Annotated in this window: 16 protein-coding genes, 1 tRNA gene and 3 pseudogenes; 6 read left to right on the top strand and 14 right to left on the bottom strand. The window is 71.7% G+C overall.

Annotated elements, in window-relative coordinates; translation table 11 throughout:
* Positions 1–248: pseudogene (locus tag NJ376_RS25835) on the top strand (integrase core domain-containing protein); the annotation flags it as partial.
* A gap of 5 nt (positions 249–253) precedes the next feature.
* Here NJ376_RS25835 and NJ376_RS25830 read toward each other — a convergent pair.
* Together NJ376_RS25830 and NJ376_RS25825 are read right to left on the bottom strand one after the other, a co-directional pair.
* Positions 254–577, bottom strand: a complete 324-nt coding sequence (locus NJ376_RS25830; protein ID WP_252956243.1) for a hypothetical protein — start codon at positions 575–577, stop codon at positions 254–256.
* 101 nt (positions 578–678) lie between these two features.
* Positions 679–1953, bottom strand: coding sequence for an alpha-hydroxy-acid oxidizing protein (locus NJ376_RS25825; RefSeq protein ID WP_252956242.1), 1275 nt, complete (start codon positions 1951–1953; stop codon positions 679–681).
* A 265-nt stretch (positions 1954–2218) separates the two neighbouring features.
* Here NJ376_RS25825 and NJ376_RS25820 point away from each other — a divergent pair, with 265 nt between their 5' ends.
* On the top strand, positions 2219–3460 hold the full coding sequence (locus NJ376_RS25820; RefSeq protein WP_252956245.1) for a cytochrome P450: 1242 nt from the start codon (positions 2219–2221) through the stop codon (positions 3458–3460).
* Positions 3461–3485: 25 nt separating this feature from the next.
* On the opposite strand, the gene NJ376_RS25815 is transcribed toward NJ376_RS25820, so the two are convergent.
* The 7 genes from NJ376_RS25815 to NJ376_RS25785 form a co-directional block, all read right to left on the bottom strand.
* Entirely contained in the window at positions 3486–5747 is a 2262-nt protein-coding gene (locus tag NJ376_RS25815; RefSeq protein ID WP_252956241.1) for a xanthine dehydrogenase family protein molybdopterin-binding subunit, read from the bottom strand.
* A 2-nt stretch (positions 5748–5749) separates the two neighbouring features.
* Complete coding sequence (locus tag NJ376_RS25810) at positions 5750–6778, bottom strand: FAD binding domain-containing protein (protein WP_252956240.1); 1029 nt, start codon at positions 6776–6778, stop codon at positions 5750–5752.
* A gap of 1 nt (position 6779) precedes the next feature.
* Positions 6780–7250, bottom strand: a complete 471-nt coding sequence (locus NJ376_RS25805; RefSeq protein ID WP_252956239.1) for a (2Fe-2S)-binding protein — start codon at positions 7248–7250, stop codon at positions 6780–6782.
* Between the two features lie 379 nt (positions 7251–7629).
* A complete protein-coding gene (locus NJ376_RS25800; protein WP_252956238.1) occupies positions 7630–8343 on the bottom strand; it encodes a hypothetical protein in 714 nt (237 codons plus the stop codon).
* 460 nt (positions 8344–8803) lie between these two features.
* Positions 8804–8878: transfer RNA gene (locus NJ376_RS25795), tRNA-Thr, on the bottom strand.
* Positions 8879–8960: 82 nt separating this feature from the next.
* The gene (locus NJ376_RS25790; RefSeq protein ID WP_252956237.1) at positions 8961–10169 is read right to left on the bottom strand and encodes an SAM-dependent methyltransferase; all 1209 of its coding nucleotides are present in this window, start codon (positions 10167–10169) and stop codon (positions 8961–8963) included.
* 195 nt (positions 10170–10364) lie between these two features.
* Complete coding sequence (locus NJ376_RS25785; protein ID WP_252956236.1) at positions 10365–11483, bottom strand: MFS transporter; 1119 nt, start codon at positions 11481–11483, stop codon at positions 10365–10367.
* Positions 11484–11796: 313 nt separating this feature from the next.
* Between NJ376_RS25785 and NJ376_RS25780 the strand changes: the two are divergent.
* Together NJ376_RS25780 and NJ376_RS25775 are read left to right on the top strand one after the other, a co-directional pair.
* Positions 11797–14343 (top strand): annotated as a pseudogene (locus NJ376_RS25780) (helicase-related protein); the annotation flags it as partial.
* 596 nt (positions 14344–14939) lie between these two features.
* Positions 14940–15248 carry an RNA-binding S4 domain-containing protein gene (locus NJ376_RS25775; protein WP_252956235.1) on the top strand — a complete coding sequence of 103 codons (309 nt, stop codon included), beginning with the start codon at positions 14940–14942 and terminating at the stop codon, positions 15246–15248.
* Between the two features lie 187 nt (positions 15249–15435).
* Here NJ376_RS25775 and thiD read toward each other — a convergent pair whose 3' ends face one another.
* Complete coding sequence (gene thiD, locus NJ376_RS25770) at positions 15436–16242, bottom strand: bifunctional hydroxymethylpyrimidine kinase/phosphomethylpyrimidine kinase (protein ID WP_252956234.1); 807 nt, start codon at positions 16240–16242, stop codon at positions 15436–15438.
* 215 nt (positions 16243–16457) lie between these two features.
* A complete protein-coding gene (gene glmM / locus NJ376_RS25765) occupies positions 16458–17822 on the bottom strand; it encodes a phosphoglucosamine mutase (protein ID WP_252956233.1) in 1365 nt (454 codons plus the stop codon).
* A gap of 188 nt (positions 17823–18010) precedes the next feature.
* Between glmM and NJ376_RS25760 the strand changes: the two genes are divergently transcribed.
* Both NJ376_RS25760 and NJ376_RS25755 read left to right on the top strand, forming a co-directional pair.
* Positions 18011–18190: a hypothetical protein gene (locus NJ376_RS25760; RefSeq protein WP_252956232.1), complete on the top strand. Its 180-nt coding sequence runs from the start codon at positions 18011–18013 to the stop codon at positions 18188–18190.
* A 276-nt stretch (positions 18191–18466) separates the two neighbouring features.
* Positions 18467–19474: an alkaline phosphatase family protein gene (locus NJ376_RS25755; RefSeq protein WP_252956231.1), complete on the top strand. Its 1008-nt coding sequence runs from the start codon at positions 18467–18469 to the stop codon at positions 19472–19474.
* Between the two features lie 131 nt (positions 19475–19605).
* Here NJ376_RS25755 and folP read toward each other — a convergent pair whose 3' ends face one another.
* The 3 genes and pseudogenes from folP to NJ376_RS25740 form a co-directional block, all read right to left on the bottom strand.
* A complete protein-coding gene (gene folP / locus NJ376_RS25750; RefSeq protein ID WP_252956230.1) occupies positions 19606–20610 on the bottom strand; it encodes a dihydropteroate synthase in 1005 nt (334 codons plus the stop codon).
* 97 nt (positions 20611–20707) lie between these two features.
* Positions 20708–22633 (bottom strand): ATP-dependent zinc metalloprotease FtsH, encoded by a 1926-nt coding sequence (gene ftsH, locus NJ376_RS25745; protein WP_252956229.1) that lies wholly within the window; start codon positions 22631–22633, stop codon positions 20708–20710.
* Positions 22634–22766: 133 nt separating this feature from the next.
* A pseudogene (locus NJ376_RS25740) lies at positions 22767–23291 on the bottom strand (hypothetical protein); the annotation flags it as partial.

Below are 23291 nucleotides of genomic sequence, written 5' to 3'. Positions count from 1 at the left end.
GGACCAACGGTCAGGTCGAGCGAATGAACCGAACCATCAAAGAGGCCACCGTCAAGCGGTTCCACTACGAGAGCCACCAGCAGCTCCGACAGCACCTGGCCAACGTCATCATCGCCTGCAACTTCGCCCGCCGGCTGAAGACCCTACCCGGCCTCACACCCTCCGAAGCTATCTGCAAAGCCTGGACAGAGGAGCCGTCCAGGTTCATCCATGACCCGCACCACCAAATCCCGAAACCAAACATCTAGCCGCCTCAGCAGCAGAAGGAGGCGCGCCTCCAGATTGTCCTTCGGCTCCGGCAGGCGCAGCGCGGCATCGGCGCGGATCTCGCGGTTGGTGAAACCCGCCGCCCGGCCGCCTGATGGGCCCCGAGCATCCACATCGGCAGACGGCCGGGAACGCCCTTCACCAGATATTCGCGCTCGATGAACACGCTGTCGTCCTGCGCGTGGTGCGCGACCGGCACGGGACGGTCCGCAGCCAGCGGCGCCGGGCCCGGCGATCCCGAGGCAGCGGCCTCCCCGGCCTCGGCCAGCGCGATCGCCATGCCGAGCAGCCGCGCCACCAGGGTCAGCACCTGCCCATCCTCGGCGTCGAAGGCCATCCGCTGCGTGCTCTCGAGGAAAAGCACGCCCTGCAACCGCCCCTGCACCTCCATCGGCAGCGGGCCCGGACCAATCAACCCGGCATGGCGCCGCCGATGGCAAGCGCGGACCGGTCGAGTTCGCCCAGGCTGCGATGCCCCGCCAGCCCGAGCGTCAGATCGAGATCCGCCGCGAGATCCCGGATGACGTCGCGGACGCCCGCCTCGCCGGCCAGCGCCAGCCCATAGACATAGGGGCGGCCGACCAGCACCGCCCTGGCGCCGAGGCAGAGGGCCTTGAGCGCATCCGCGCCGCTGCGCACGCCGCTATCGAACAGCACCGGAACCCTGCCCCCGACCGCATCGGCGACGCCCGGCAGCGCATCCAGCGCCGCCACCGCCCCGTCCACCTGCCGCCCGCCATGGTTGGAGACGATGACGCCATCCATGCCGGCCTCCACCGCCCGGCGCGCATCCTCCGGGTGAAGAATCCCCTTGAGCAGGATCGGCAGGCGCGTCCGGTCGCGCAGGAAGGGCAGGTCGTCCCAGGTCAGGTCCGGGCGCGAATAGATTGCGATGAAGCGCCGCACCGCCCGCAGCGCCTCGCCCGAGGCCAGGGCCCGGAGCGGGTTCCCGGGCCAGGCGCGCAGCAGCTCCGCCGCGGAGCGGAGCAGGCCAAGCCCCGGCCGGGGGTGCTCGCCCGGGGCGCCGCCCTCGGCGGGCAGGCGGTGAAAGACCGGGTCCGAAAGATAGTTGGCGATGCCGCGCCCGCGCAGGAAGGGCAGGTAGCCGCGGTCCAGGTCGCGCGGCCGCCAGCCGAGCTCGGTGGTGTCGAGGGTGACCACGATCGCCTCATAGCCCGCCCGCTCGGCCCGGCTGAGGAAGCTCTCCACCAGCTCGTTCCTCGATGACCAGTAGAGCTGGAACCAGCGCGGCCCGGCGCCGCAGGCCCCGGCGATCGCCTCCAGCGGGTGGGAGGCCTGGCTGGAGGCGATGAAGGGGATGCCTTCGGCGGCCGCGGCACGGGCGGCGGCGAGGTCCGCCTGCCGGTGCGCCATCTCCAGCACGCCGATCGGGGCGAGCAGGAGCGGCAGCGGCAGGCGGCGGCCGAACAGCTCCGCCGAGAGGTCGCGGCCGGAGACATCGCGCAGGGGGCGCTGCACGAGCCTGTAGCGGTCGAAGGCAGCACGGTTGGCCGCCATCGTCCGCTCCATGCCCGCACCGCCCGCGACATAGGCGGCGGCGTCGCCGCCCATTCTGGCCAGCGCCGCGCGTTCCAGCGCGTCCGGCGCGACCGGGACACGCCGGCGCCGCCCGGCGAGGCCAGAAAGGAAGATGCTGGCCTGGTGCCGTCTGCCGATGCTCGGCATGCAGGGTTCTCCGTCGTCGCGCGGCGCGGATGGGGACAGCGAGGCAACGGCAGGCTGCCCCGATCCGTTCCGCCCGACGGCATAGCCCGAGGCGGCACGGGCCGCGGGCTGGAACTTCCGTGCGAGCGCACCGCTCATGCTCACCGGCGCCGGGCACCGCTGCCATCTCGGGCAGAGGATCGCACCGAATCGGGCGCCGGCCCTGCGCTCGCTCGTCGCGCACCGAACGGGATCACCGGGAAGAAGGAGGCAGCCTGTGCCCCGCATGCCACGCGATGCGAGTTTCGACCTCGCGCCGGACCTGCTCCGCGCGCCCTATGAGTTCATTGGGGACAGGTGCCGGCACTACGGGACCGACCTCTTCGAGGGCCGGCTGCTGCTCCAACGCACCATCTTCATGCGCGGACGCGAGGCGGCGCGGCTCTTCTACGACCAGGACCGCTTCATGCGGGGCGGCGCGATGCCGGAGCCGATCCGCGCGACCCTGCTCGGCAAGGGGGGCGTGCAGGGCCTGGACGATGCCGCGCACCGGCACCGCAAGCAGATGTTCATGGCGCTGATGACTCCGGCGCGGATCGCGCAGCTCGGAGAGCTGACCGCCGCCGCGCTGCGCACCGAGGTGGAGCGATGGGCGAGAATGGAGCAGGTGGTGCTCTACGACGCCATGCAGGAGGTGCTGACCCGGGCTGTCTGCGCCTGGTGCGAGGTGCCGCTGCCGGAAGCGGATGTCGCCCGGCGGAGCCGGGACCTCGCCCTGATGTTCGATGCGGCCGGCGCCGTCAGCGCACGGCACTGGCAGTCGCGGCTGGCCCGCTGGCGGGGCGAGGGCTGGATCGCGGAACTCGTCAGGCAGGTCCGCGCCGGCCATCTCGATCCGCCGGCGCAGAGCCCGTTGCGGGCCATCGCGCTGCACCGGGACCTGAAGGGGGCGCTGCTGCCCCGACGCATCGTCGCGGTGGAGCTGCTCAACCTGCTGCGGCCCACCGTCGCCATCGCAGTCTTCCTCACCTTCATCGCCCATGCGCTGCACCGGCATCCCGAATGCCGCCGGCGGCTCGAAGCCGGGGAGGCCGGCTATGCGGAGATGTTCGTGCAGGAGGTGCGGCGCTTCTACCCCTTCTTCCCCGCCGTCGCGGCCCGGGTGCGGCATGGCTTCGAGTGGCAGGGCTACCGCTTCCCCCGGGGCCGGCGGGTGATCCTGGACCTGTATGGCACCAACCATGACCCGCGGAGCTGGGAGGCACCGGAGGAGTTCCGCCCGGAGCGCTTCCTGGAATGGGATGGCAGCCCCTTCAACCTCATCCCGCAAGGCGGCGGCGACCATGACCTCGGCCACCGCTGCGCAGGGGAATGGGTCACGATCGAGTTGATGAAGGTGGTGACGGGTTTCCTGGTTCGGCACCTCGCCTATGAGGTGCCGGAGCAGGATCTGCGGATCGACATGGCAAGGCTCCCTGCCCTGCCACGCAGCGGCTTCGTCATCAGCAGGGTGCGTCCGCAGGCCTGAAGGACGAGGGCTTGCCGCCCCCGCCTCAGAGCAGATCCTCGATCCGGATCGGCAGTTCCCGGATGCGCCTGCCGGTCGCGTGCCACACGGCGTTGGAGATCGCCGCGTTCATGCCGACGATGCCGATCTCGCCGATGCCCTTGATGCCGAGCGGGTTCACCTGGGAATCCTGCTCCGGCACCATGATGACCTCGATGCTGCGCACATCGGCGTTCACCGGAATCAGGTACTCGGCGATGTTGTCGTTCACGTAGCGGGCGGCGTGCGGGTCGATCTCGGTCGCCTCGTGCAGCGCGGCGCCGATGCCCCAGATCATCCCTCCCATATACTGGCTGTAGGCGGTGAGCGGGTTGACGATGGTGCCCGCGGCGAAGGCGCCGACGGCGCGCGGCACCCGGATCTCCCGCGTCAGCTCATGCACCCGCACCTCCACGAATTGCGCGCCGAAGGTGTAGGTGGTGGCATCCTCGCGGCTGTGGCCGCGGGACATGGCCATCTGGCCCTGATAGACCTTGCCGATGGACTCTGGTGGCAGCCCCTGCGGGATGTTCTCGGCATAGACCTCCAGCGCCCCGGGCGCGGCGCGGGCCAGCGCCTTCGGCAGCGCCTCGGCAGCGCCGCCCGGCCCGCGCAGGGCACCGGCGGAGAGCGTCAGGGAGGCAGGGTCCAGACCCGCCAGCTTCCCCTCATTGCTTGTCACCGCGGCCTGCGCCAGGCGCTGGCGGACGCCTTCGCAGGCCTTCGCCACCGCGTTGCAGATCCCGGCGGTGTGGCTGGAGCCGGCGGCCAGCCCGGCGGCAGGGAGCTCCGTGCCCCCCAGCTCGACCAGCACCTGGCCGAGTTCGAGGCCCAGCCGGTCGGCGGCGGTGATGGCGATGGCGGTATAGGCGCCCGTGCCGATGTCATGCGCCGCGATCTGCACCCGTGCCCTTCCCTCCGCCGTCAGGGTTACGCGGCAGGCCGCCGGGCCGATATTCGCCGGATAGGCCGCCGCGGCGCAGCCCCAGCCGACCAGCCACTCCCCCTCGCGCATGGCGCCCGGCGACGGGTTGCGCCGCTTCCAGCCGAAGCGCTCCGCCCCCTGGTCGAAGCATGGCATCAGGGAGCGGGAGCTGAAGGGCTTGCCCGTCGCCGGGTCGCGCTCCGGCTCGTTCACGCGGCGCAGCTCGACCGGGTCCATCCCGAGGGAGACGGCCAGCTCATCCATCGCCGTCTCGAGCGCGAACATATAGGGCGTCTCGGGCGGCGCCCGCATGAAGCCCGGCGTGTTCCGGTCGGCATGGACGATGTTCACCTTGGTCAGGATGTTCGGGCAGGCATAGATGCGCGCTGTCGTCTCGGTGCCCGAGACATTGTACTGCGAGGGGCGCGAAGTGACCTCCCAGCCCTCATGCCGCAGCGCCGTCAGCCTGCCGTCGCGCGTCGCGCCAAGCTGGATGTGGTGCCGTGTCTCGGCGCGATAGGTGACGATGGTGAAGCCCTGGTCGCGGGTCGGCACCAGCCGCACGGGCCGGTTCAGCCGCCGCGCCGCGACCGCGACCCAGGCGGTGCGGGCAGTGATGCCGCCGCGCGAGCCGAAGGCGCCGCCGACGAAGCGCGAGACGACATGGATGTCGCCGGGGTCCATCCGGAGCTGCTTCGCCAGGCTGGCCCGCAACCCATAGACGAACTGGCTGGACTCATAGACCGTCAGCTTGCCGCCGCGCCATTCGCAGGTGGTGGTGTAGAGCTCGATCGGGTTGTGGTGCTGCGTCGGCGTGCCGTAGCGCGCATCCACCTTCACCTCGGCCGCGGCGAAGGCGGCCGCCGCATCGCCCAGCTTGTAGTCCTTGTGCTCGCCGGCCTCGCGGACCTCCTCCTCGGCGCCGGGGCTGCCGAAGCTGGCCGCAGGCGTCTCGGCCTCGTAATCCACCTCCACCTTGTGCGCCGCCTCGCGCGCCGCCTCGAAGCTCTCCGCCAGCACCAGGGCGATGATCTGGCCGTCATGCCAGATCCGGTCGGATTCCAGCGTCGTCGTGGTGTCGCCGCCCGACATGGGCTGGGGCTTCTCCGCCTCCCCGCCCACATTCTCATGCGTCAGGATATCGAGAACCCCGGGGACGGCCCGCGCCGCCTCCAGGCGAAAGCCCCGCACCCGGCCGCGCGCAATGGCGCTGGTGACGAGGAAGGCGTGGGCCGGGTTCGCCACCACCTCATCCGAGGCGTAGCGGGCCATGCCGGTGACCTTGGCGCGGCCATCGATGCGGATCGCGGGCTGGCCGATGGTGGTGTGCGTGCCGTCGGGCATGGTCAGGCCTCCATCGCCGCGGCCTGGAGCAGCGCGCGCACCAGGGTGCGGCGCCCGAGCTCAGGCTTGAAGGCGTTCTCGCCATGGGTGACCGCGTCCTGGAAGGCGGCGGCCGCCGCCGCCTCGGCGACCGCCCGATCGAGCCTCTGGCCGTTCAGCGCCGCCTCCGCCGCATGCGCGCGCCAGGGCTTCGCCACCAGGCCGCCCAGGCCGATCCGCGCCTCCCGCACGACGCCATCCTGCAGGTCCAGCCCCACCACGGCCGAGGCCTGGGCGAAATCGTAGGAGTCGCGGTCGCGGATCTTCAGGTAGAGCGACCGCCGGGTCCATGGCCCCGCGGGCACGCGGAAGCCGGTGATCAGCTCGCCGGGCTGCAGGTTCGTCTCGATATGCGGCGTGCCGCCGGGCAGCCGGTGCAGCTCCTCGAAGGGAATGCGGCGCGCGGTGCCGTCCGGGGCCAGGAGGTCCAGCTCGGCGCCGAAGGCCGCGAGGACATTGGCGAAATCGCCAGGGTAGTGGGCGATGCAGTGCTCGCTGACGCCGAGCACGGCAAGCCGGCGGTTCACGCCCTGCATCGCGGCGCAGCCGCTGCCGGGCATCCGCTTGTTGCAGGCCGGCCAGCTCGGGTCACGGAAGTAGTTGCAGCGTGTCCGCTGCAACACATTGCCGCCCAGCGTCGCCATGTTGCGCAGCTGCTGGCTGGCGGCGAGCTGCAGGGACTGGGCGATGGCGGGATAGTCGCGCAGCACCGCCGGATGCTCCGCCGCCTCGGCCATGCGCACCAGGGCGCCGAGGCTGAGGCCCGATTCATCGGCCTCGATCCGGCCATGCTCCTGCCGCAGCGCCGCGATGTCGATGAGCGTGGCCGGATGGTCCACGCCGATCTTCATCAGGTCCAGCAGGTTGGTGCCGCCGGCGAGGTACCGCGCCGGAGCCGGCCTGCGCGCCTCGCCCGGGCGGGCGACATGCTGCGCGGCCAGCGCGAGCGCCGCCATGGTGCTTCTGGGGTGCTGGTAGCTGAAGGGGCGCATGTCAGGAGCCTTCCATCAGCGGCTTCGCCTGCTGCACGGCGGCGACGATCTTCGGATAGGCGGCGCAGCGGCACAGATTGCCGCTCATGTACTCGCGGATCTGGTCAGCCGAATTCGCATGCCCCTCCTGCACGCAGGCGATGGCAGAGAGGATCTGGCCCGGCGTGCAATAGCCGCATTGGTAGGCGTCCTGGTCGAGGAAGGCCTGCTGCATCGGGTGCAGCGGCGCGTTCTCCCCAGCCAGCCCCTCGATGGTGGCGATCTCCGCCTCCTGCGCCGCGACGGCCAGGATGAAGCAGGACAGCACGCGCCGGCCATCCATCAGCACCGTGCAGGCGCCGCATTGGCCGAGGTCGCAGCCCTTCTTGGTGCCGGTCAGCTCCAGCCGCTCCCGCAGCGCGTCCAGCAGCGTCGTGCGCACATCCACCGCGAGGCGGTGCTCCGTGCCATTCACCTTGAGGAGGACGTCCATGCGGGCTCCTTCATGCGTGCGGCCACGAGGGCCGTGACGTGCAGCCGGGTTCAGGCGATGCGGAGGATGGGCGTCACGACGCTGCCGGCATCGCTGTCGTCGATGGCCTGGTTGACGCAGGTATGGTCCTTCGATCTGCGCGCAACGCCGCCGCGCGGAGCAGGGTTGCCACATTCCGCATGCCCCTTCGTGGAACCTGCGGCCCGGACGACCTGAACCCGGTAGGCGCAGGCGGCATTGCCCTGGCCATCCGCGCCGGCGCCACGCTGCGTGGCGGCCCGGCCGATTCATTGCCGAAGCCGGATCGTGCCCGGTCCTGCGGCCCGCGCCGCTGCCGTATCGTGGGATGTCGGGCTGGGCCGGGTCCTGGGCCCAGCCGTCAGGCCAGGTGGGGCAGCAGGTTCCGGGCGAGCAGCACCGTTCGCTCGATCGCCGTCTCGGAGAAGTGGCTCCGGCGTGCGGCTCTGGGATGGCAGCCATGGACGATGAGGTTGCCGGAGGCCTCGTCCCGGAACCACCAGATGCCAGCGGCCTCGTCCTGCTCACCATGCCAGTCCGGCATGCCGCCGAGCGCCTCGCCGAGGATGCCGAAGTCGTCCTGCGATCCCACGAAGACGAGGCTTCCGCGCAGGGCTGCGAGCTCCTCGCGCAGCGCCGCGGCGCAGGCCGCTTGCTGGCGCTCGACCAGCTCCGCCGGCCAGCCCTCCGGCGCCCCGGCGCTCCAGCCGATCTTGAGCAGGTTGGACCAGCCCCAGCGCTCCGCCGTCGTGTCGTAGGACCCGCCGAGCAGTTCCCGCGTCAGCCCGTCGAGAAAGAGCCAGAGCGGCGTATGGGCCTGCGCGTGCGGTCCTCGGTCACAGAGCCTGGCAGCCCTCTCGTGGCAGGCCTCGAAGCTCTGCTCGCGCTCGGCGCCGTAGTCGCCCTCGGTGGCGGCTCCCACCCAGTAGATGCCGCCCGCCTCGGTCAGGCGCCGGCCGGCCCAGGGCAGGAACAGGCCGGCGACGCCCGCGCACTCGGGTGCGGCAGCGGGGAAGCCCTGATCGAGCAGTTGGGCGCGCACCTGTGCCAGTCTCTCGAAGCTTGGGCGGGTCATCAGGGTCGGCATCGGTCGGGCCTCGGCGCTGTGTGCTCGGGTCGGGGATCGCGCCGGTCCTCGGGCGCCGGCTCGGCGTCGCCGGACCGGCCGGCCGGAAACAGCTGAGGCAAGGACACGAGCGTCTGGCGCGTTGGATTTCGGTCTGATCCTGGCTTGGCGTCAGCGTAGCAGCGTTTCCCACCGAACGCCTCAACGCAGCGGCAGCCACTCCGGTCCTCGTCCATGGCGCGGATCTTCGAGTCAGGGGCTGCCGCTCGCGCGGCGCAGAGCCGGCCATCTGTTATGCCGGGTACACCGTCGCCTTCACGGCGCAATGCCTCGGGCGGAGATATCCACAGCAATCCCGCGCATGCCCCCGCCATGAACAGAACATGGCAAGAACGCAGAATATTGGACAAGCCGGTTGGAGAGATTCTCGACGTGTTCGCGGAGGGGGATCCAAACGCCTCGAGGAGAATGGTGCCGACACGCGGATTTGAACCGCGGACCTACTGATTACGAATCAGTTGCTCTACCGCTGAGCTATGTCGGCTTGATCCCCAAGGGGGGCCGGTGGGCGCCGGGTGGATACACGCCCTGCCCCGCCAGGGCAACAGCCATGCGGCACGCCGCCCCTACCCCACTGCCGCCTGCTCCGCCGCCGTGATGTAGTCCCGCGTCAGCGGCACCGCCGCCCGGTCCCGCGCCACCTGCATCTGCCAGACCATGTGGTCGGACCGGCGGAAGGCCAGCTCGCACCCCACCAGGTAGAATTCGAACATCCGGCAGAAGCGCTCGTCATACAGCGCCCGGATCGTCTCCCGGTTGGCGGCGAAGCGGCGGCGCCAGTGCCGCAGCGTCTCGGCATAGTGCAACCGCAGGATCTCAATGTCCGTCACCCACAACCCGCTGCGCTCCGCCGCCGGCAGCACTTCGGACAAGGCCGGGGAGTACCCCCCCGGGAAGATGTATTTCGCCAGCCAGGGGTTGGTGAAGGCCGGGCCCGCGGCGCGGCCGATGGCATGGATCAGCGCCACCCCGTCCGGCCGCAGCGCCCGCCGCACCGTCTCGAAGAAGGCCGGGTAGTGGCCGATCCCCACATGCTCGAACATGCCCACGGAAACAATGCGGTCCACCGGCTGCCCCCAGGCGCGGTAGTCAAGCAGCTCGAACCGCACGCGGTCGGCCAGCCCCGCCTCCGCCGCCCGGGCGCGGGCAACCCCCAGCTGCTCCGTGCTGAGGGTGAGGCCGGTGACCCGTGCCCCCCACTCCCGCGCCAGGGTCAGCGCCATGCCGCCCCAGCCGCAGCCGATGTCGAGCACCTCGAGCCCCGGCCGGTCCAGGCAGAGCTTGGCGGCGATGTGCCGCTTCTTCGCCGCCTGCGCCTCCTCCAGCGTCTCCCGCCCGGTCGGGAAATAGGCGCAGGAATATTGCTGGTCGGCATCGAGGATGAGGCGGAAGAGCCGTGAATCCAGGTCGTAGTGATGCGCCACGTTGCGCCGGGCGCGGCCGGCCGGGTTGTACTGGGCCAGGCGCCGGACCAGCCGCCGCCCCTGCTCCAGCAGCCGGGTCGCCGGCGTGTCCTCGGTCTCGAGGTTCAGCATGAAGACCTCGACGAGGTCGTAGAGGTCGCCCTCCAGCGGTGCCAGCCGCTCCTCCATGTAGAGCTCCCCGCCCGCCAGGGCGGGGTCGAGGGCGAGGCGCCTTGCCGCCTTCCAGTCGCGGATATGCATGCCCGCGCTGGGGCCGGGGCCGCCGCCATAGCGGTGCTCCGCCCCGTCCGGGTAGCGGACGGTGAGGGTGCCGGTGCGGATGAGACGATTCAGGGCAAGGTGCAGCAGCATGCCAAGCGGCTCCCCAGTGGCGAATGCCCCCGGTGCCGTCGCCATGCCGGCCCCGGAGGAGTCGCCTGCCATGTCGGCGCCGTCCGGACCGCCGCCGGCCGGTTGCGGGCGGCGGGTGGGCAGCGCCAATTGCGTCTTAGGTTACGGCAAAGTTTCTACAGGTGAAGCGGTTACGCAGGCGGCCCCTCGATGCTCTCAGCGCATTGCTGTCCGCAGGCGGAGCGTCAGCGGCAGGGCCATGGCACAGAGCCCCGCCATGACCCAGAACCCCGCCCCGCCCCAGGCGGCGTAGAGCGGCCCGGCGAGGAAGGTGAGCAGGCCGGAGGCGAGGCCGGTGCCGAGCGAGGCGTGCAGGGTCTGCGCCCGCGCCGCCTGGCCGGGCGGCAGCGTCCCCAGCACCCGCATGGCGGCCAAGTGCATGGCGCCGAAGGTCAGGGCGTGGAGGAGCTGGGCCAGGGCGAGGGCCGGCAGCCAGGTGGTCTCCGCCAGCAGCCCCCAGCGCAGCACCCCGGCCCCGGCCGCCAGCGCGGCGAGCCCCGCGGGGCCGAGGCGCTCCACCAGAGGGCGGCTGCACAGGAAGAGCACCACCTCCGCCACCACCCCCTCCGCCCAGAGCAGCCCGACCACGGCGGGGGAATGCCCGGCCGCCTGCCAGTGCAGCGTGCCGAAGCCATAGACCAGCGCATGGCTGCCCTGGATCAACGCCGAAAGCGGCAGCACCCGGCGGAAGGCGGGAAAGGCGAAGGGCGCCGCCAGCCCGCCCCCGCCACCCCCGCTCGCCGCCAGGCGCGGCAGCCGGGCCACCGCCAGCGCCGTGCCGGCATAGGCGGCGGCGGCCAGCCAGATGACGCTGACAGCCCCGAAGGCCTGCACCGCCAGCCCGGCCCCGATGGCGGCCAGGATGAAGCTGGCGGAGCCGGCCGAGCGCACCCGGCCGTAATCGAAGCCGAATTGGCGGGAGGCGGAGACCGCCAGCGCATCGGAGAGCGGCATGATGGGCGCCCCGACCAGCGCATGCAGCAGGGCGAGCAGCAGCAGCCCGGCGAAGCCCTGGCCCAGCGCATAGCCGGTGACGGTGCAGGTGGCGCCGGTGGCGGCCAGCAGCAGCACGCCCCGCGCATCGCCCCAGCCATCCGTGCCGCGCCCCACCGCGGGCGCTGCCACCAGCCGGACGGCGGAGGCGCCGGCCAGCACCGTGGCGATCTCGGTGGCGGAAAGCCCATGCCCCGCCAGCACCACGGGCAGGAAGGGCATCAGCACGCCGGGCACGATGAATTGCGTGGCGAAGACCAGGGCGAAGCGCCACGGGGCCATGCGATCCGGCGCGGTACGATCGAGGGCGGCGTCCCGCGTCAGGCTCGTGCTCCTGTCCTGCCCCCCTGCACGCCCGGGCCCAGGGGGTGGAAGGGATGGGCGGGCCACGCCGGAAAAAGCCGAGGGGGCCTGGGGCCGCCGGCATCCCCGGGCCGCAAGCGCGTAGCGGGGCGGCCGCACCGGCGCAATCATCTTCCGCCCACCGGCGCCGCCGCCGCCCTTCGGCGACTTCCCGCACCCCGTCCCCGGCGTGCGGTTGCAAATCCCGCCCGTCCGGCTCATGGATGCGGCAACATGCCGAGCCCCCGCCCCCATGTTTGACGCCCGCGTGAAGGCCGTGCTGGGTCCGACCAACACCGGCAAGACCCATCTCGCGATCACCCGCCTGCTGGCGCACAGCAGCGGCATCATCGGTTTCCCGCTGCGCCTGCTGGCGCGCGAGAATTACGACCGCATGGTGGCCGCCAAGGGCGAGAAGCACGTCGCCCTGATCACGGGTGAAGAAAAAATCATCCCGCCGGAGGCGAAGTGGTTCGCCTGCACGGTGGAGGCGATGCCGCTCGACCGCCGCGTGGAATTCGTCGCAGTGGACGAGATCCAGCTCTGCGCCGATCCGGATCGCGGCCATGTCTTCACCGATCGGCTGCTGAATGCCCGCGGCATGGTCGAGACCATGTTCATGGGCGCCGAGACCATCCGGCCGCTGCTGCAGCGCCTGGTGCCGCAGGCCGAGGTGGAGACGCGGCCGCGCCTCTCCCAGCTCACCCATGCGGGCCCGCAGAAGCTCACCCGTCTGCCGCCGCGCAGCGCGGTCGTCGCCTTCAGCGCGGCGGAGGTCTATGCGATCGCGGAAGCCATCCGCCGCCGCCGCGGCGGCTGCGCGGTGGTGATGGGGCGCCTCTCGCCCCGCACGCGCAATGCCCAGGTGGCGCTCTACCAGAACCGGGAGGTGGACTTCCTGGTGGCGACGGATGCCATCGGGATGGGGCTCAACATGGATGTGGACCATGTGGCCTTCGCCTCCCTGCAGAAATTCGACGGCCATGCGGCGCGGATGCTGACGGCGCAGGAAGCCGCGCAGATCGCCGGCCGCGCCGGCCGCGGCATGCGCGACGGCAGCTTCGGCACCACGGGCGATTGCCCGCCGCTGCCGGAGGAAATGGTCCAGAAGATCGAAGAGCATCAATTCGAGACCCTGCAGACCCTCGCCTGGCGCAACAGCGAGCTGGACTTCACCAGCGTCGATGCGCTGCTGGACAGCCTGGCCGCGCCGCCGCCGCAGCCCGGCCTCAGCAAGGGGCATGACGCGGACGATCACATCACCCTCTCCATGCTGGCGCGGGAGAGCGAGATCCGGGGGCTCGCCAGCGGCCGCAGCCGCGTCGCGCTGCTCTGGGAAGCCTGCCAGGTGCCGGATTTCCGCAAGCTGGCGGATGACAGCCATATGCGGCTCTGCGGCCGCATCTTCCGCCATCTGGCGGAGGACGGCGCGCTGCCGAATGATTGGGTGGCCGGCCAGATCGCCCAATGCGGCAATACCGAAGGCGACCTGGACACGCTGATGGCGCGGCTGGCCAATATCCGCGTCTGGTCCTACATCGCCGCCCGCGCCGACTGGACCCGCGATGCCGCGACCTTCCAGGCGGAAGCCCGCAAGGCCGAGGATGCCGTGAGCGACGCGTTGCATGAACGTCTGACTGCCCGTTTCGTGGACCGCCGCGCCGCCCACCTGATCCGCCGGCTGGAGGAGGTGGAGGGCGAGGAGCTGGTTTCCGCCGTCACCCGCCAGGGCGAGGTGGTGGTGGAAGGCCACCCCGTCGGCAAGGTTTCCGGCTTCCTCTTCCACCCGGAGGCGGAGGCGGAGACGGAGGAGCAGCGCAAGCTCATCCTCCGCGCCGCCCGCGTCGCCCTGAAGGAGGAGATGCCGCGCCGCGTCGCCGCGCTGGAGACGGCGAAGGACGAGGCCTTCGGGCTGACCCCCGCCCACCGCATCACCTGGACCAGCCATGGCGGCGAGCCCGCCGAGGTGGCGCGGCTGCGCCCGGGCCCCGAGCCCTCCAAGCCGCAGGTGGAGGTGCTGCCCTCCGAATTCCTGGACGGCGCGCAGCGGGAGCGGGTGCGGGCCCGGCTGGCGAAATATGTCGAGGGGCTGATCGCCCGCGAGCTCGCCATCCTCACCACGGTGGAAGCCAAGGCGGAGGCCGAGGGCGCGCTGCGCGGCCCGGCCTACCAGCTGCGTGAATCGCTTGGCCTGGCGCCGGGCAATACGGATGGCACGGTGCCGCCGGACCTGCGGCAGAAGCTGAAGGCCATCGGCGTGCGGGCCGGGCGCTATGCGCTCTTCGTGCCCGAGGCGCTGAAGCCGCGCGCCATGGCGCTGCGGGCGCAGATCTGGTCGCTCATCCGCAACATCGAGACGCCCGCCCTGCCCGCCCCTGGGCTGGTGGCGCTGCAGATCCGCGAGGCGGCGGAAGGCGAGGCGAACCCGCCGCCGCCGGCCGGCTGGCCCACCGGCTTCGCCCAGGCCATGGGCTGGCTGCCGGCCGGCCCGGTGCTGCTGCGGCTGGACGTGGCGGAGCGCATTGCCGGCGAGCTGGCCTACCTCACCCGCCGCGCCCCGGCGCCGCCGCCGCCCGACCTCGCCAGCCGGCTGGGGGTGAAGGCGGATATGCTGGGGGTGGCGCTCCAGGCGCTCGGCTTCCGGCTGCTGGAGCCGGTGCCGCTGGAGGAAGGCCAGTACGGCCCGCCGACGCCGCTGCGCGTGGCCCAGCCGCGGCCGCAGCACCACCACCGCGGCCCGCGGCCGGGCCAGGGCCCGCGCGAGGGGCAAAGGGAGGGGCAGCGACATGGCGGCCCGCGCCACCATGGCGAAAGGCGGCCCGAGGGCGAGCGCCAGGGCGACCGGCCGCCACGGCATGAGGGCCGCCCGGAGCGGGAGCGCCGGCCGGAGGGCCGCCATGAGGGACGGCCGCAGGATGGCCGCCCGCCGCGCGACCGGGAGCGCAACCGCGATTTCGGCAACCGCGACGGCGATCGCCGCCCGCCGCGCGAGGCGCGGGAGCGGAACGAGTCGGCGCTGCCGCCCCTGCCTCCGCTGCCGCCGCCGAACAGCCCGGAGATGATCTTCTACGGTCCGCCCATCCCGCAGGAGATGCGGCGCCGCCCGGTGGTCATGGAGGCCCGCGGCCCCGGCGCCCCCTGGAAGGGCGGCGGCGACCGGAACCGCGGCAAGGACGGGCCCCGCCCGCCGCGCGGCGACGGCCCGCGCTTCCCCCGCGGGGAAGGCCGGCCGGACCGCCCGCCGCGGCGGGAGGAGGATCGCGGTGCGGCCCAGGCGGCCAAGCCGGCGGCGCCGAGCGGGCCGGATCCGGACTCGCCCTTCGCCGTCCTGGCGCAGCTCAAGCTGCGGTCGGGCGCTTGAGGCGGCGTCCGGCCTCCTTCCTGCGGGGCTGAGCGGTGGCGGAGCCGGGCGAGGACCGCGACTGGCAGCGCCTCGACCTCTGGCTGTGGTGCGCGCGGGTAGCGCGGACGCGCAGCGCCTGCGCGAAGCTGATCGAGCAGGGGGCGGTGCGCATCAACCGCCAGCCCACGCTGAAGGCACATGCCAAGCTGCGGCCGGGGGATGTGCTGACCCTCGCGCTCGGCTCCGCGGAGCGCGGGGTGGTGAAGATCTGGCGCGTGGTCGGGCTGGGAGACCGGCGGGGGCCGGCGGCGGAGGCGCGGCTGCTCTACGAGGATCTTTCAGCACCACCGGCCGAGGATTGAGAGGGGCGCTGCCCCTCTCAAACTCTCCCCGCCAAAGGCCGAAGGGCCTTTGGAAACCTTGAGTTTGGGGCGTGCCAGCCGAACCCTCGGACCTGAAACTCACACCGGGGTCCGGGGCCAGGTCCTGGCCCCGGCGGGAGTGCCGAGGGCAGCGCCCTCTGCCGGGGGCAAGGGGGCGGAGCCCCCTTCACACCCTCCCCGGATCCACCGTCACCCCATGCCCCAGCGGCCCATGCCCCTTGCCAAAGCCCGGCGCCGCCAGGATGGCCGCCCGCACATAGCGCCTGGCCCGGGCCACCGCCGCCCCCATCGGCATCCCCTGCGCCAGCCCAGCGGCGATGGCGCTGGCCAGGGTGCAACCCGTGCCATGGGTGTGGCGGGTCTCGATCCGGCGGTCCTCGAAGCGCATCACCCCGGCCGGGGTGGCGAGGATGTCCACCACCTCCTCCCCCGGCAGATGCCCGCCCTTCAGCAGCACCGCCTTGAGGCCGAGGCCCAGCAGCTCCTCCGCCGCCCCCGGCATGGCGGCGGCATCGGGGACGGGGCGGCCGAGCAGCACCTCCGCCTCCGGCAGGTTCGGGGTGATGAGGGCGGCCAGCGGCAGCAGGCGGCGCTTCAGGGTCGCCACCGCCTCCGGCTGGAGCAGGGCATGGCCGCCCTTCGCCACCATCACCGGGTCCGCCACCAGGGGCACGCCCGGCGCCTCGGCCTCCAGCACATCGGCCACCGTCTCGATGGTCAGAGCGTCATGCAGCATGCCGGTCTTCAGCGCATCGGCGCCGATGTCGCGCAGCACCAGCTCCATCTGCTGGCGGATGAAATCGGTGGGCACCGGCAGCACGCCGAAGACGCCCTCGGTGTTCTGCGCCGTCAGCGCGGTGATGGCGGTGGCAGCATAGCCGCCGAGCGCGGTGACCGCCTTGAGATCGGCCTGGATGCCGGCGCCGCCACCGGAATCGGAGCCGGCAATGATGAGGACTCGGCCTTGGGTCATGCGAAGGGTCCGAAGCGTGGTGCGGGTGGCGCGTGCGGTCGCCGCGCCGCCCTCTCTAGAGCAATATCCGCTCGGTGGGACCACCCGACCGGATTTCTTGCTCCGGAAAATACAAGTCCCAGAGCAGCTTATCTCGGGCCTGACGGATCGCGCCGTGATCCGTCAGGCCGGAGGCTGCTGTGGCCCGGCCCTCGCCTGCCGGCGAGGGAAGCGGATCAGCCGCGCAGCGCGGCGCGGGCGCGGATGGTGTCCGCCAGGCAGGTGACGCTGTCCTGCACCAGCGCCTCCTCCTCCGCCTCCGCCATCACGCGGATCACCGGCTCCGTGCCGCTGGCGCGGATCAGCACCCGGCCGCGCTCGCCAAGGCGCGCCTCCTCCGCCGCGATCGCCGCCTGCACCCCGGGATCCTCCAGCGGGGAGGTGCCGGCGAAGCGGATATTGACCAGGCGCTGCGGCAGCGGCTCGAACCGCCGGCAGACCTGGCTGGCGGGGCGCTTCTCCTCGACCAGAACGGAGAGGACCTGCAATGCGCCGATCAGCCCGTCCCCGGTGGTGCCGAAATCCGTCATGATGAGGTGGCCGGACTGCTCCCCACCCAGATTGCAGCCCGTCTCCCGCATCCGCTCGCCCACATAGCGGTCGCCCACCGCGGTGCGCAGCAGCGAGAGGCCGCGCGCCTTCAGCCGCCGCTCCAGCCCCATATTGGACATGACGGTGGCGACCACGGCCCCGCCGCGCAGCCGGCCCTGGGCGTGCCAGCTCTCGGCGATGAGGGCGAGGATCTGGTCGCCGTCGATGAGCGTGCCGTTCTCGTCCACCAGCACCACGCGGTCGGCATCGCCGTCGAGCGCGATGCCGATATCCGCCCGGCGTTCCCGCACCAGCTCGGCCAGCCGGGCCGGGGCGGTGGAGCCGACGCCGCGGTTGATGTTGAAGCCGTCCGGCGCATCGCCGATGGCGACGACCTCCGCCCCCAGCTCCCACAGCACGGTGGGCGCCACCTTGTAGGCGGCACCATGGGCGCAATCGACGACGACGCGCAGCCCCTCCAGCGTCAGGTGGCGGGGGAAGGACTGCTTCACCGCCTCGATATAGCGGCCTGGCGCATCCTCCATGCGGCTGGCGCGACCGAGCCGGGCGGGGGCGACCAAGCCGGCGGCGAGGTCGCCTGCCATCAGCGCCTCGATCTCCGCCTCCTGCGCATCCGAGAGCTTGAGCCCGTCCGGGCCGAACAGCTTGATGCCGTTGTCCTCGAAGAGGTTGTGGCTGGCGCTGATCATCACGCCGAGATCGGCGCGGAGGCTGCGGGTGAGAAGGGCGATGGCCGGCGTCGGCAGGGGGCCGACCAGGACCACATCCATGCCCGTGCCGATGAAGCCCGCCGTCAGGGCCGGCTCCAGCATGTAGCCGGAGAGGCGGGTATCCTTGCCGATGACGACCCGGTGGCGGTGGGTGCCGCGGTTGAAGACGCGGCCGGCGGCCTGGCCGAGGCGCAGCGCCGTCGCGGCGTCCATCGGCGCTTTGTTGGCGGTGCCGCGGATGCCATCCGTGCCGAAGAGACGGCGGGCGGGGGTGGACATGGGTGCGTTCATGAACCGGGTGCCATATGCAACTGCTCCGCGCTGGCCTAGCGCCACACCGGAAGCGGTGTCCAGACAATCGGCAGGGAGTGCCGCAGGCCCCATCATAACTTGCCTGGAATTTTTCCTGCCTGGTCTTTTCGGAGAAACTTTGCAATTTTAGAGATATCGTGAATATGGATCCAGCGATGGCGAGACCAGGGGGGCGGGCCATGGGCGGTCATGGCCGGCGCATCATCCTCATCGAGTTCAACGAGCTGTGCCCGGGGCTTTTGAACCGCTGGATGGCCGAAGGCAGGCTGCCGAATTTCCGCCGGTTCCACGACAGCGCCCAGGTCCTGACCGGCACCGCCGACGTCACCAAGTAGCAATACCTGGAGCCCTGGATCCAGTGGTACTCGCTGCATACCAGCCTCGGCTATAATCAGCATAAAGTATTCTATCTGATCGACGGGCCGTGGGCCGGCTTCACCGATATCTGGCACGCGCTGCTGGCGGACGGGCACAGCGTCGGCAGTTTCGCCGGCATCAATGCGGGCGCCTTTGCTGCGCCGGGATGCTTCTACCTGCCCGACGCCTGGTGCAGCACGGAACCGCCCTATCCGGCGGAGCTTGCCGCCTATCAGCGCATCGTCGTCAGCAAGGTGCAGGAGAACAGCAACGCCGCGGCTGGCGTCGGCGGCGCGGAATATGCGCGGTTCTTCTCCTTCCTCGCGACGCACGGGCTGCGCGGCAACACGCTGATGGCGATCGGCCGGCAGCTGCTGGAGAAGCTCGGCAACCGCCAGGCCGGCTGGAAGCGGGCCGCGCTGCTGGACAAATTGCAGCTCGACCTGTTCCTGCGCTTCTGGAAGCGGGACCGGCCGGATTTCGCCTCCTTCTTCCTCAACAGCACGGCGCATTTCCGGCACGTCTATTTCCGCTTGCTGGAGCCGACGCAATTCGCCCTGCCGGCGGAGGATTTCGAGGACAGCGAGCATCGCGACGCCATCCTCTACGGCGACCAGCAGATGGATGCCGTGCTGGCGGATCTGATGGCGCTGGAGCGGGACGGCGCGATGCTGGTGCTCTCCACCGCGCTCAGCCAGCAGCCCAACCCGGGCGCCGGGCGGCGCTATTACCGGCCGCATGACGCCAAGGACCTTCTGGCCCGCATGGGCGTGCAGCCGACACTGCTGCTGCCGGTGATGGCGCACCGGTATTCCGCCACCTTCCCCGATGCCGACGCCACTGCGGCCGCCCGCGCCAAGCTGGCAGCGGCGCATCTGGAAGGCCGGCCGCTCTTCACCTTCGACCCGGCGCCGGAGAACACGCTGTTCTTCGGCTGCGGCATCGGCGTGGAATTGCCGGCCGAGGCGCAGCCTTCCCTGGCGCGGGGCAGCAACGCGACGCTGCCCTTCTTCGAGCATTTCTGCCGCGTGCCCCATATCAAGGCCGGGATGCACCACCCGGACAGCGTCTTGTGGTTCAAGACCGGCAGCCATGCGGTGCATCCGGGGCGCTGCTCGATCCTCGATATCTTCCCCACGCTCCTTGACTATTACGGCGTGACGGCAGCGCCGGCGGATGGGCTGCCGCGTCGCGGGCGCAGCTTCGCCGACCGCATCGGGCTTGGCCGCTTCGCGGCTGCGCTGCCGCTTGCGGCGGAGTAGCCAAGGGCGAGGTTACCGGCCCGGGACACCTGGAGCGGCCGACGATCTGACGGACCATGGCGGGGTCCAAAAGGTCGGAGATTGGCTGCTCCAGGAAAGAGGTGGCCGCCTCGTCCCGGGTGGCTGGTGCGTCAGCCGGTAGCGGCGCGCCAGACCTTCAGCGCCTGCACCGTCTCCGCCACGTCATGCACGCGGAGGATGGCGGCGCCCCGGGCGGTGCCGGTCAGCGCCGCGGCGAGGCTCGGGGCCAGGCGCCGCCCCGGCTCCGCGGCGCCGGCGAGGCGGCCGAGCGAGGCCTTGCGGGAGGCGCCCAGCAGGATCGGGCAGCCGAGGCCGGCGAGGATGGGCAGCCGGTCCAGCAGGGCCAGGTTGTGCGCCAGGGTCTTGCCGAAGCCGATGCCGGGATCGACCGCGACCTGGGCGGGCGGCAGGCCCAGCGCGACGATGCGGTCCCGGAGGAAGGTGAAGACCTCCACGGCCACGTCGTCGTAGCGCGGGTCGTCCTGCATGGTGCGAGGGTCGGTGCCCAGCATGTGCATCAGCACCACCGGGGCGCCGCTGCGGCGGACCAGGGCGGGCGCTTCGGGGTCATGCCTGAGGGCCGCGATGTCGTTGACGATGCGGGCGCCGGCATCGAGGGCGGCCGCCATGGTGGCGGCGTTGCGCGTGTCGATGGAAACGGGGCCGAGCGAGGCCAGGGCGCGGACCACCGGCAGGATGCGGGCGATCTCCTCCTCGGGCGGCACCGGCGCGGCGCCAGGGCGGGTGCTCTCGCCGCCGATGTCGAGGATGTCGGCGCCCGCCGCCAGCATGGCCTGCCCCTGGGCGATGGCGGCCTCGGCGGCGACGCCATCGCCCGAGAAGCTGTCCGGCGTGACGTTGACGATACCCATGACGAGCGGCCCGCCCGGAAGCTTCGGCACGAGGCCGGCGAAGGGCGGCGGCGCGGCGGTGATGGGGGGAAGGAGGTCCTGCCACTCGGCCGGAATGGCGCTGGCCGGGAGGATGCCGCGCTCGGCGCCGTCCTCGATCAGCCGGGCGAGGAGGAAGCCGGCGGGGCCGCCCTGGAAGGGCAGGCCCTGGCGGGCCGCGGGGCCGGTGGTGAGGGCAAGAGGTTCGAGGATGCGTTCGACCATGGCGCCCTCATAGCAAGGGCCCCGAACGCAGACACGTTCGGGGCCCTGCCGAGGCTCGTCGTTCCGCGAAGGCCGTGAGTGGCCTCCGGGCGGTGGATCAGGCGCCCGGCGCGGGCGCCGGGTTGAAGCCGCCCGGGTTGGGGCGCGGCGTCCGGCCGGAGGAGGGCACGCTGCCCCGCCCCTGCGGCACCGGCTCATCCGGCCGGTTGCGGATGATCGGCTCGCCGCGGATCACCTGCCGGATCTCGTCGCCCGAGAGGGTCTCGTGCTCCAGCAGCCCCTTGGCCAGCAGGTGCAGCTCGTCGATGTTCTCGGAGAGGAGCTGCTTCGCCTTGGCATAGGCCTCGTCGATGATCCGGCGGATCTCGCCATCGATCTGCCGCGCCGTCTCCTCGGAGAGGTTCTTGGACTGGGTCACGGAGTGGCCCAGGAACACCTCCTGGCTGTTCTCGCCATAGGCGATCATGCCGAGCTTCTCGGACATGCCCCATTCGGTGATCATCCGGCGGGCCTGGTCGGTCGCCATCTTGATGTCGCCGCTGGCGCCGTTGGAGACCTTGTCCGGGCCGAAGATCAGCTCCTCGGCGACGCGGCCGCCCATGGCCATCGCCAGCTCCTGCAGCAGCTTCGACTTGTGCTTGGAGTAGCGGTCGCCCTCCGGCAGGGACATCACCAGGCCCAGCGCGCGGCCGCGCGGGATGATGGTGGCCTTATGCACCGGGTCGCATTCCGGCAGCTTCAGGGCGCAGAGGGCATGGCCCGCCTCGTGGTAGGCGGTCATGCGCTTCTCGTCCTCGGACATGACGAGCGACCGGCGCTCGGCGCCCATCAGCACCTTGTCCTTGGCCTGCTCGAACTCATGCATGCCGACGGTGCGGCGGCCGGTGCGGGCGGCGAGCAGGGCGGCCTCGTTGACGAGGTTCGCCAGATCGGCGCCGGAGAAGCCGGGCGTGCCGCGGGCGATCACCTTCGGATCGACATCGGAGGCCAGCGGGACCTTGCGCATATGCACGCGGAGGATCTTCTCGCGGCCCTGCACGTCCGGGTTCGGCACCACCACCTGGCGGTCGAAGCGGCCGGGGCGCAGCAGCGCCGGGTCCAGCACGTCCGGCCGGTTGGTCGCGGCGATGAGGATGACGCCCTCATTGCTCTCGAAGCCGTCCATCTCGACGAGCATCTGGTTCAGCGTCTGCTCGCGCTCGTCATTGCCGCCGCCGAGGCCGGCGCCGCGATGGCGGCCCACCGCATCGATCTCGTCGATGAAGATGATGCAGGGGGCGTTCTTCTTGCCCTGCTCGAACATGTCGCGGACACGGGACGCGCCGACGCCGACGAACATCTCGACGAAGTCGGAGCCCGAGATGGTGAAGAAGGGCACGTTCGCCTCGCCGGCGATGGCGCGGGCGAGCAGCGTCTTGCCGGTACCCGGGGGGCCGACCAGCAGCACGCCCTTCGGGATCTTGCCGCCGAGGCGCTGGAATTTCTGCGGGTCGCGCAGGAACTCCACGATCTCCTCCAGCTCGCCCTTGGCCTCGTCGATGCCGGCCACGTCCTCGAAGGTCACGCGGCCCTGCTTCTCGGTCAGCAGCCGGGCGCGGGACTTGCCGAAGCCCATGGCCCGGCCGCCGCCCGACTGCATCTGGCGCATGAAGAAGACCCAGACGCCGATCAGCAGCAGCATCGGGAACCAGGAAAGCAGGTAGTGGAAGAGCGGGTTGACGTCGCTCTCCTCCGGCCGGGCGATGATGCGCACGCCCTTCTCCGTCAGGCGGCTGACGAGGTTCGGATCCTCCGGCGTGTAGCTCTGGAAGGTCCGACCATCGGTGAGCTGGCCGGTGACGGTGCGGCCCTGGATCTGCACCTCCCGCACATGGCCGGCGCCGACCTCGTTCAGGAATTCGGAATAGGCCACCTGCTGCGCGCCGCGCTGGGTGCTGGTGCTGGGCGTGAAGAGGTTGAACAGCGCTACCAGCAGCAGAGCCACGATGACCCAGAGCGCCAGGTTGCGGCCGAAATTATTCACCGATTCATTTCCCGTTCCCGCCACGGCCCGGCGGGACGACCCCGCTTCGCCATGCCACTTTGGGCAAGATGCCCTGTTCCTGCCCCACCAGATAGGGATGCTGGTGCCGGCAGGGAATGCCACCGCCCAGGATTCACCCGCCCCCGGCGATGGTCGGGGCCAGGATGGTCGCGAAGCGGGCCGAGGCCTCAAGCCCAGGATAGTGCAGGTGGGGCACCGCCACCAGCGCGGCGTGGTGCCAAATGGCGGGAAGCGCGGCCAATGCCACCGCCGGTAGAGGCGCCCGGTCCCGCAGGCGGGCGGCGGCGGCCGGGCCCAGCGCGCCGAGGCGGCAGACAGGGTCCCCGGGGCCGATGAGGCGGAAGCGGCCATCCCAGACCGCTCCCTGGCAGGCGGGGACGGGCGGAGCCAGCCCCGCCGCCTCCCGCGCCAGCAAGGCGGGGCGTCCGGGGCGCGGGTGCAGCCAGGCGCCGGCCAGCGTGCCCTCCCCGCGGCGCAGCAGGGCGAGGACGGCCGGCGCGGCCGGGGCATAGGGGCGGCCGGAGACCAGCGCCAGCAACCGGCCCAGCGCGGCGACCGCCACCGAATCCTGGCCCAGCGCCGCCAGATCCAGCTCGGCATGGCCTTCCGGCCGCAGCGCGGCGGCGGCGGCCAGGCG

The sequence above is a fragment of the Siccirubricoccus soli genome, from assembly GCF_024178315.1.
Taxonomy (GTDB): domain Bacteria; phylum Pseudomonadota; class Alphaproteobacteria; order Acetobacterales; family Acetobacteraceae; genus Siccirubricoccus; species Siccirubricoccus soli.
This window is presented reverse-complemented; position numbering and strand designations above follow the sequence as displayed.

What these genes read in the sequence shown, in the direction of transcription:
- NJ376_RS25825 (WP_252956242.1), bottom strand. Translation starts at nt 1,953, where the DNA reads ATGCCGAGCATCGGCAGACGGCACCAGGCCAGCATCTTCCTTTCTGGC.
- NJ376_RS25820 (WP_252956245.1), top strand. Translation starts at nt 2,219, where the DNA reads ATGCCACGCGATGCGAGTTTCGACCTCGCGCCGGACCTGCTCCGCGCG.
- NJ376_RS25815 (WP_252956241.1), bottom strand. Translation starts at nt 5,747, where the DNA reads ATGCCCGACGGCACGCACACCACCATCGGCCAGCCCGCGATCCGCATC.
- NJ376_RS25810 (WP_252956240.1), bottom strand. Translation starts at nt 6,778, where the DNA reads ATGCGCCCCTTCAGCTACCAGCACCCCAGAAGCACCATGGCGGCGCTC.
- NJ376_RS25805 (WP_252956239.1), bottom strand. Translation starts at nt 7,250, where the DNA reads ATGGACGTCCTCCTCAAGGTGAATGGCACGGAGCACCGCCTCGCGGTG.
- NJ376_RS25800 (WP_252956238.1), bottom strand. Translation starts at nt 8,343, where the DNA reads ATGACCCGCCCAAGCTTCGAGAGACTGGCACAGGTGCGCGCCCAACTG.
- NJ376_RS25790 (WP_252956237.1), bottom strand. Translation starts at nt 10,169, where the DNA reads ATGCTGCTGCACCTTGCCCTGAATCGTCTCATCCGCACCGGCACCCTC.
- NJ376_RS25785 (WP_252956236.1), bottom strand. Translation starts at nt 11,483, where the DNA reads ATGGCCCCGTGGCGCTTCGCCCTGGTCTTCGCCACGCAATTCATCGTG.
- thiD (WP_252956234.1), bottom strand. Translation starts at nt 16,242, where the DNA reads ATGACCCAAGGCCGAGTCCTCATCATTGCCGGCTCCGATTCCGGTGGC.
- glmM (WP_252956233.1), bottom strand. Translation starts at nt 17,822, where the DNA reads ATGTCCACCCCCGCCCGCCGTCTCTTCGGCACGGATGGCATCCGCGGC.
- NJ376_RS25760 (WP_252956232.1), top strand. Translation starts at nt 18,011, where the DNA reads ATGGCGAGACCAGGGGGGCGGGCCATGGGCGGTCATGGCCGGCGCATC.
- folP (WP_252956230.1), bottom strand. Translation starts at nt 20,610, where the DNA reads ATGGTCGAACGCATCCTCGAACCTCTTGCCCTCACCACCGGCCCCGCG.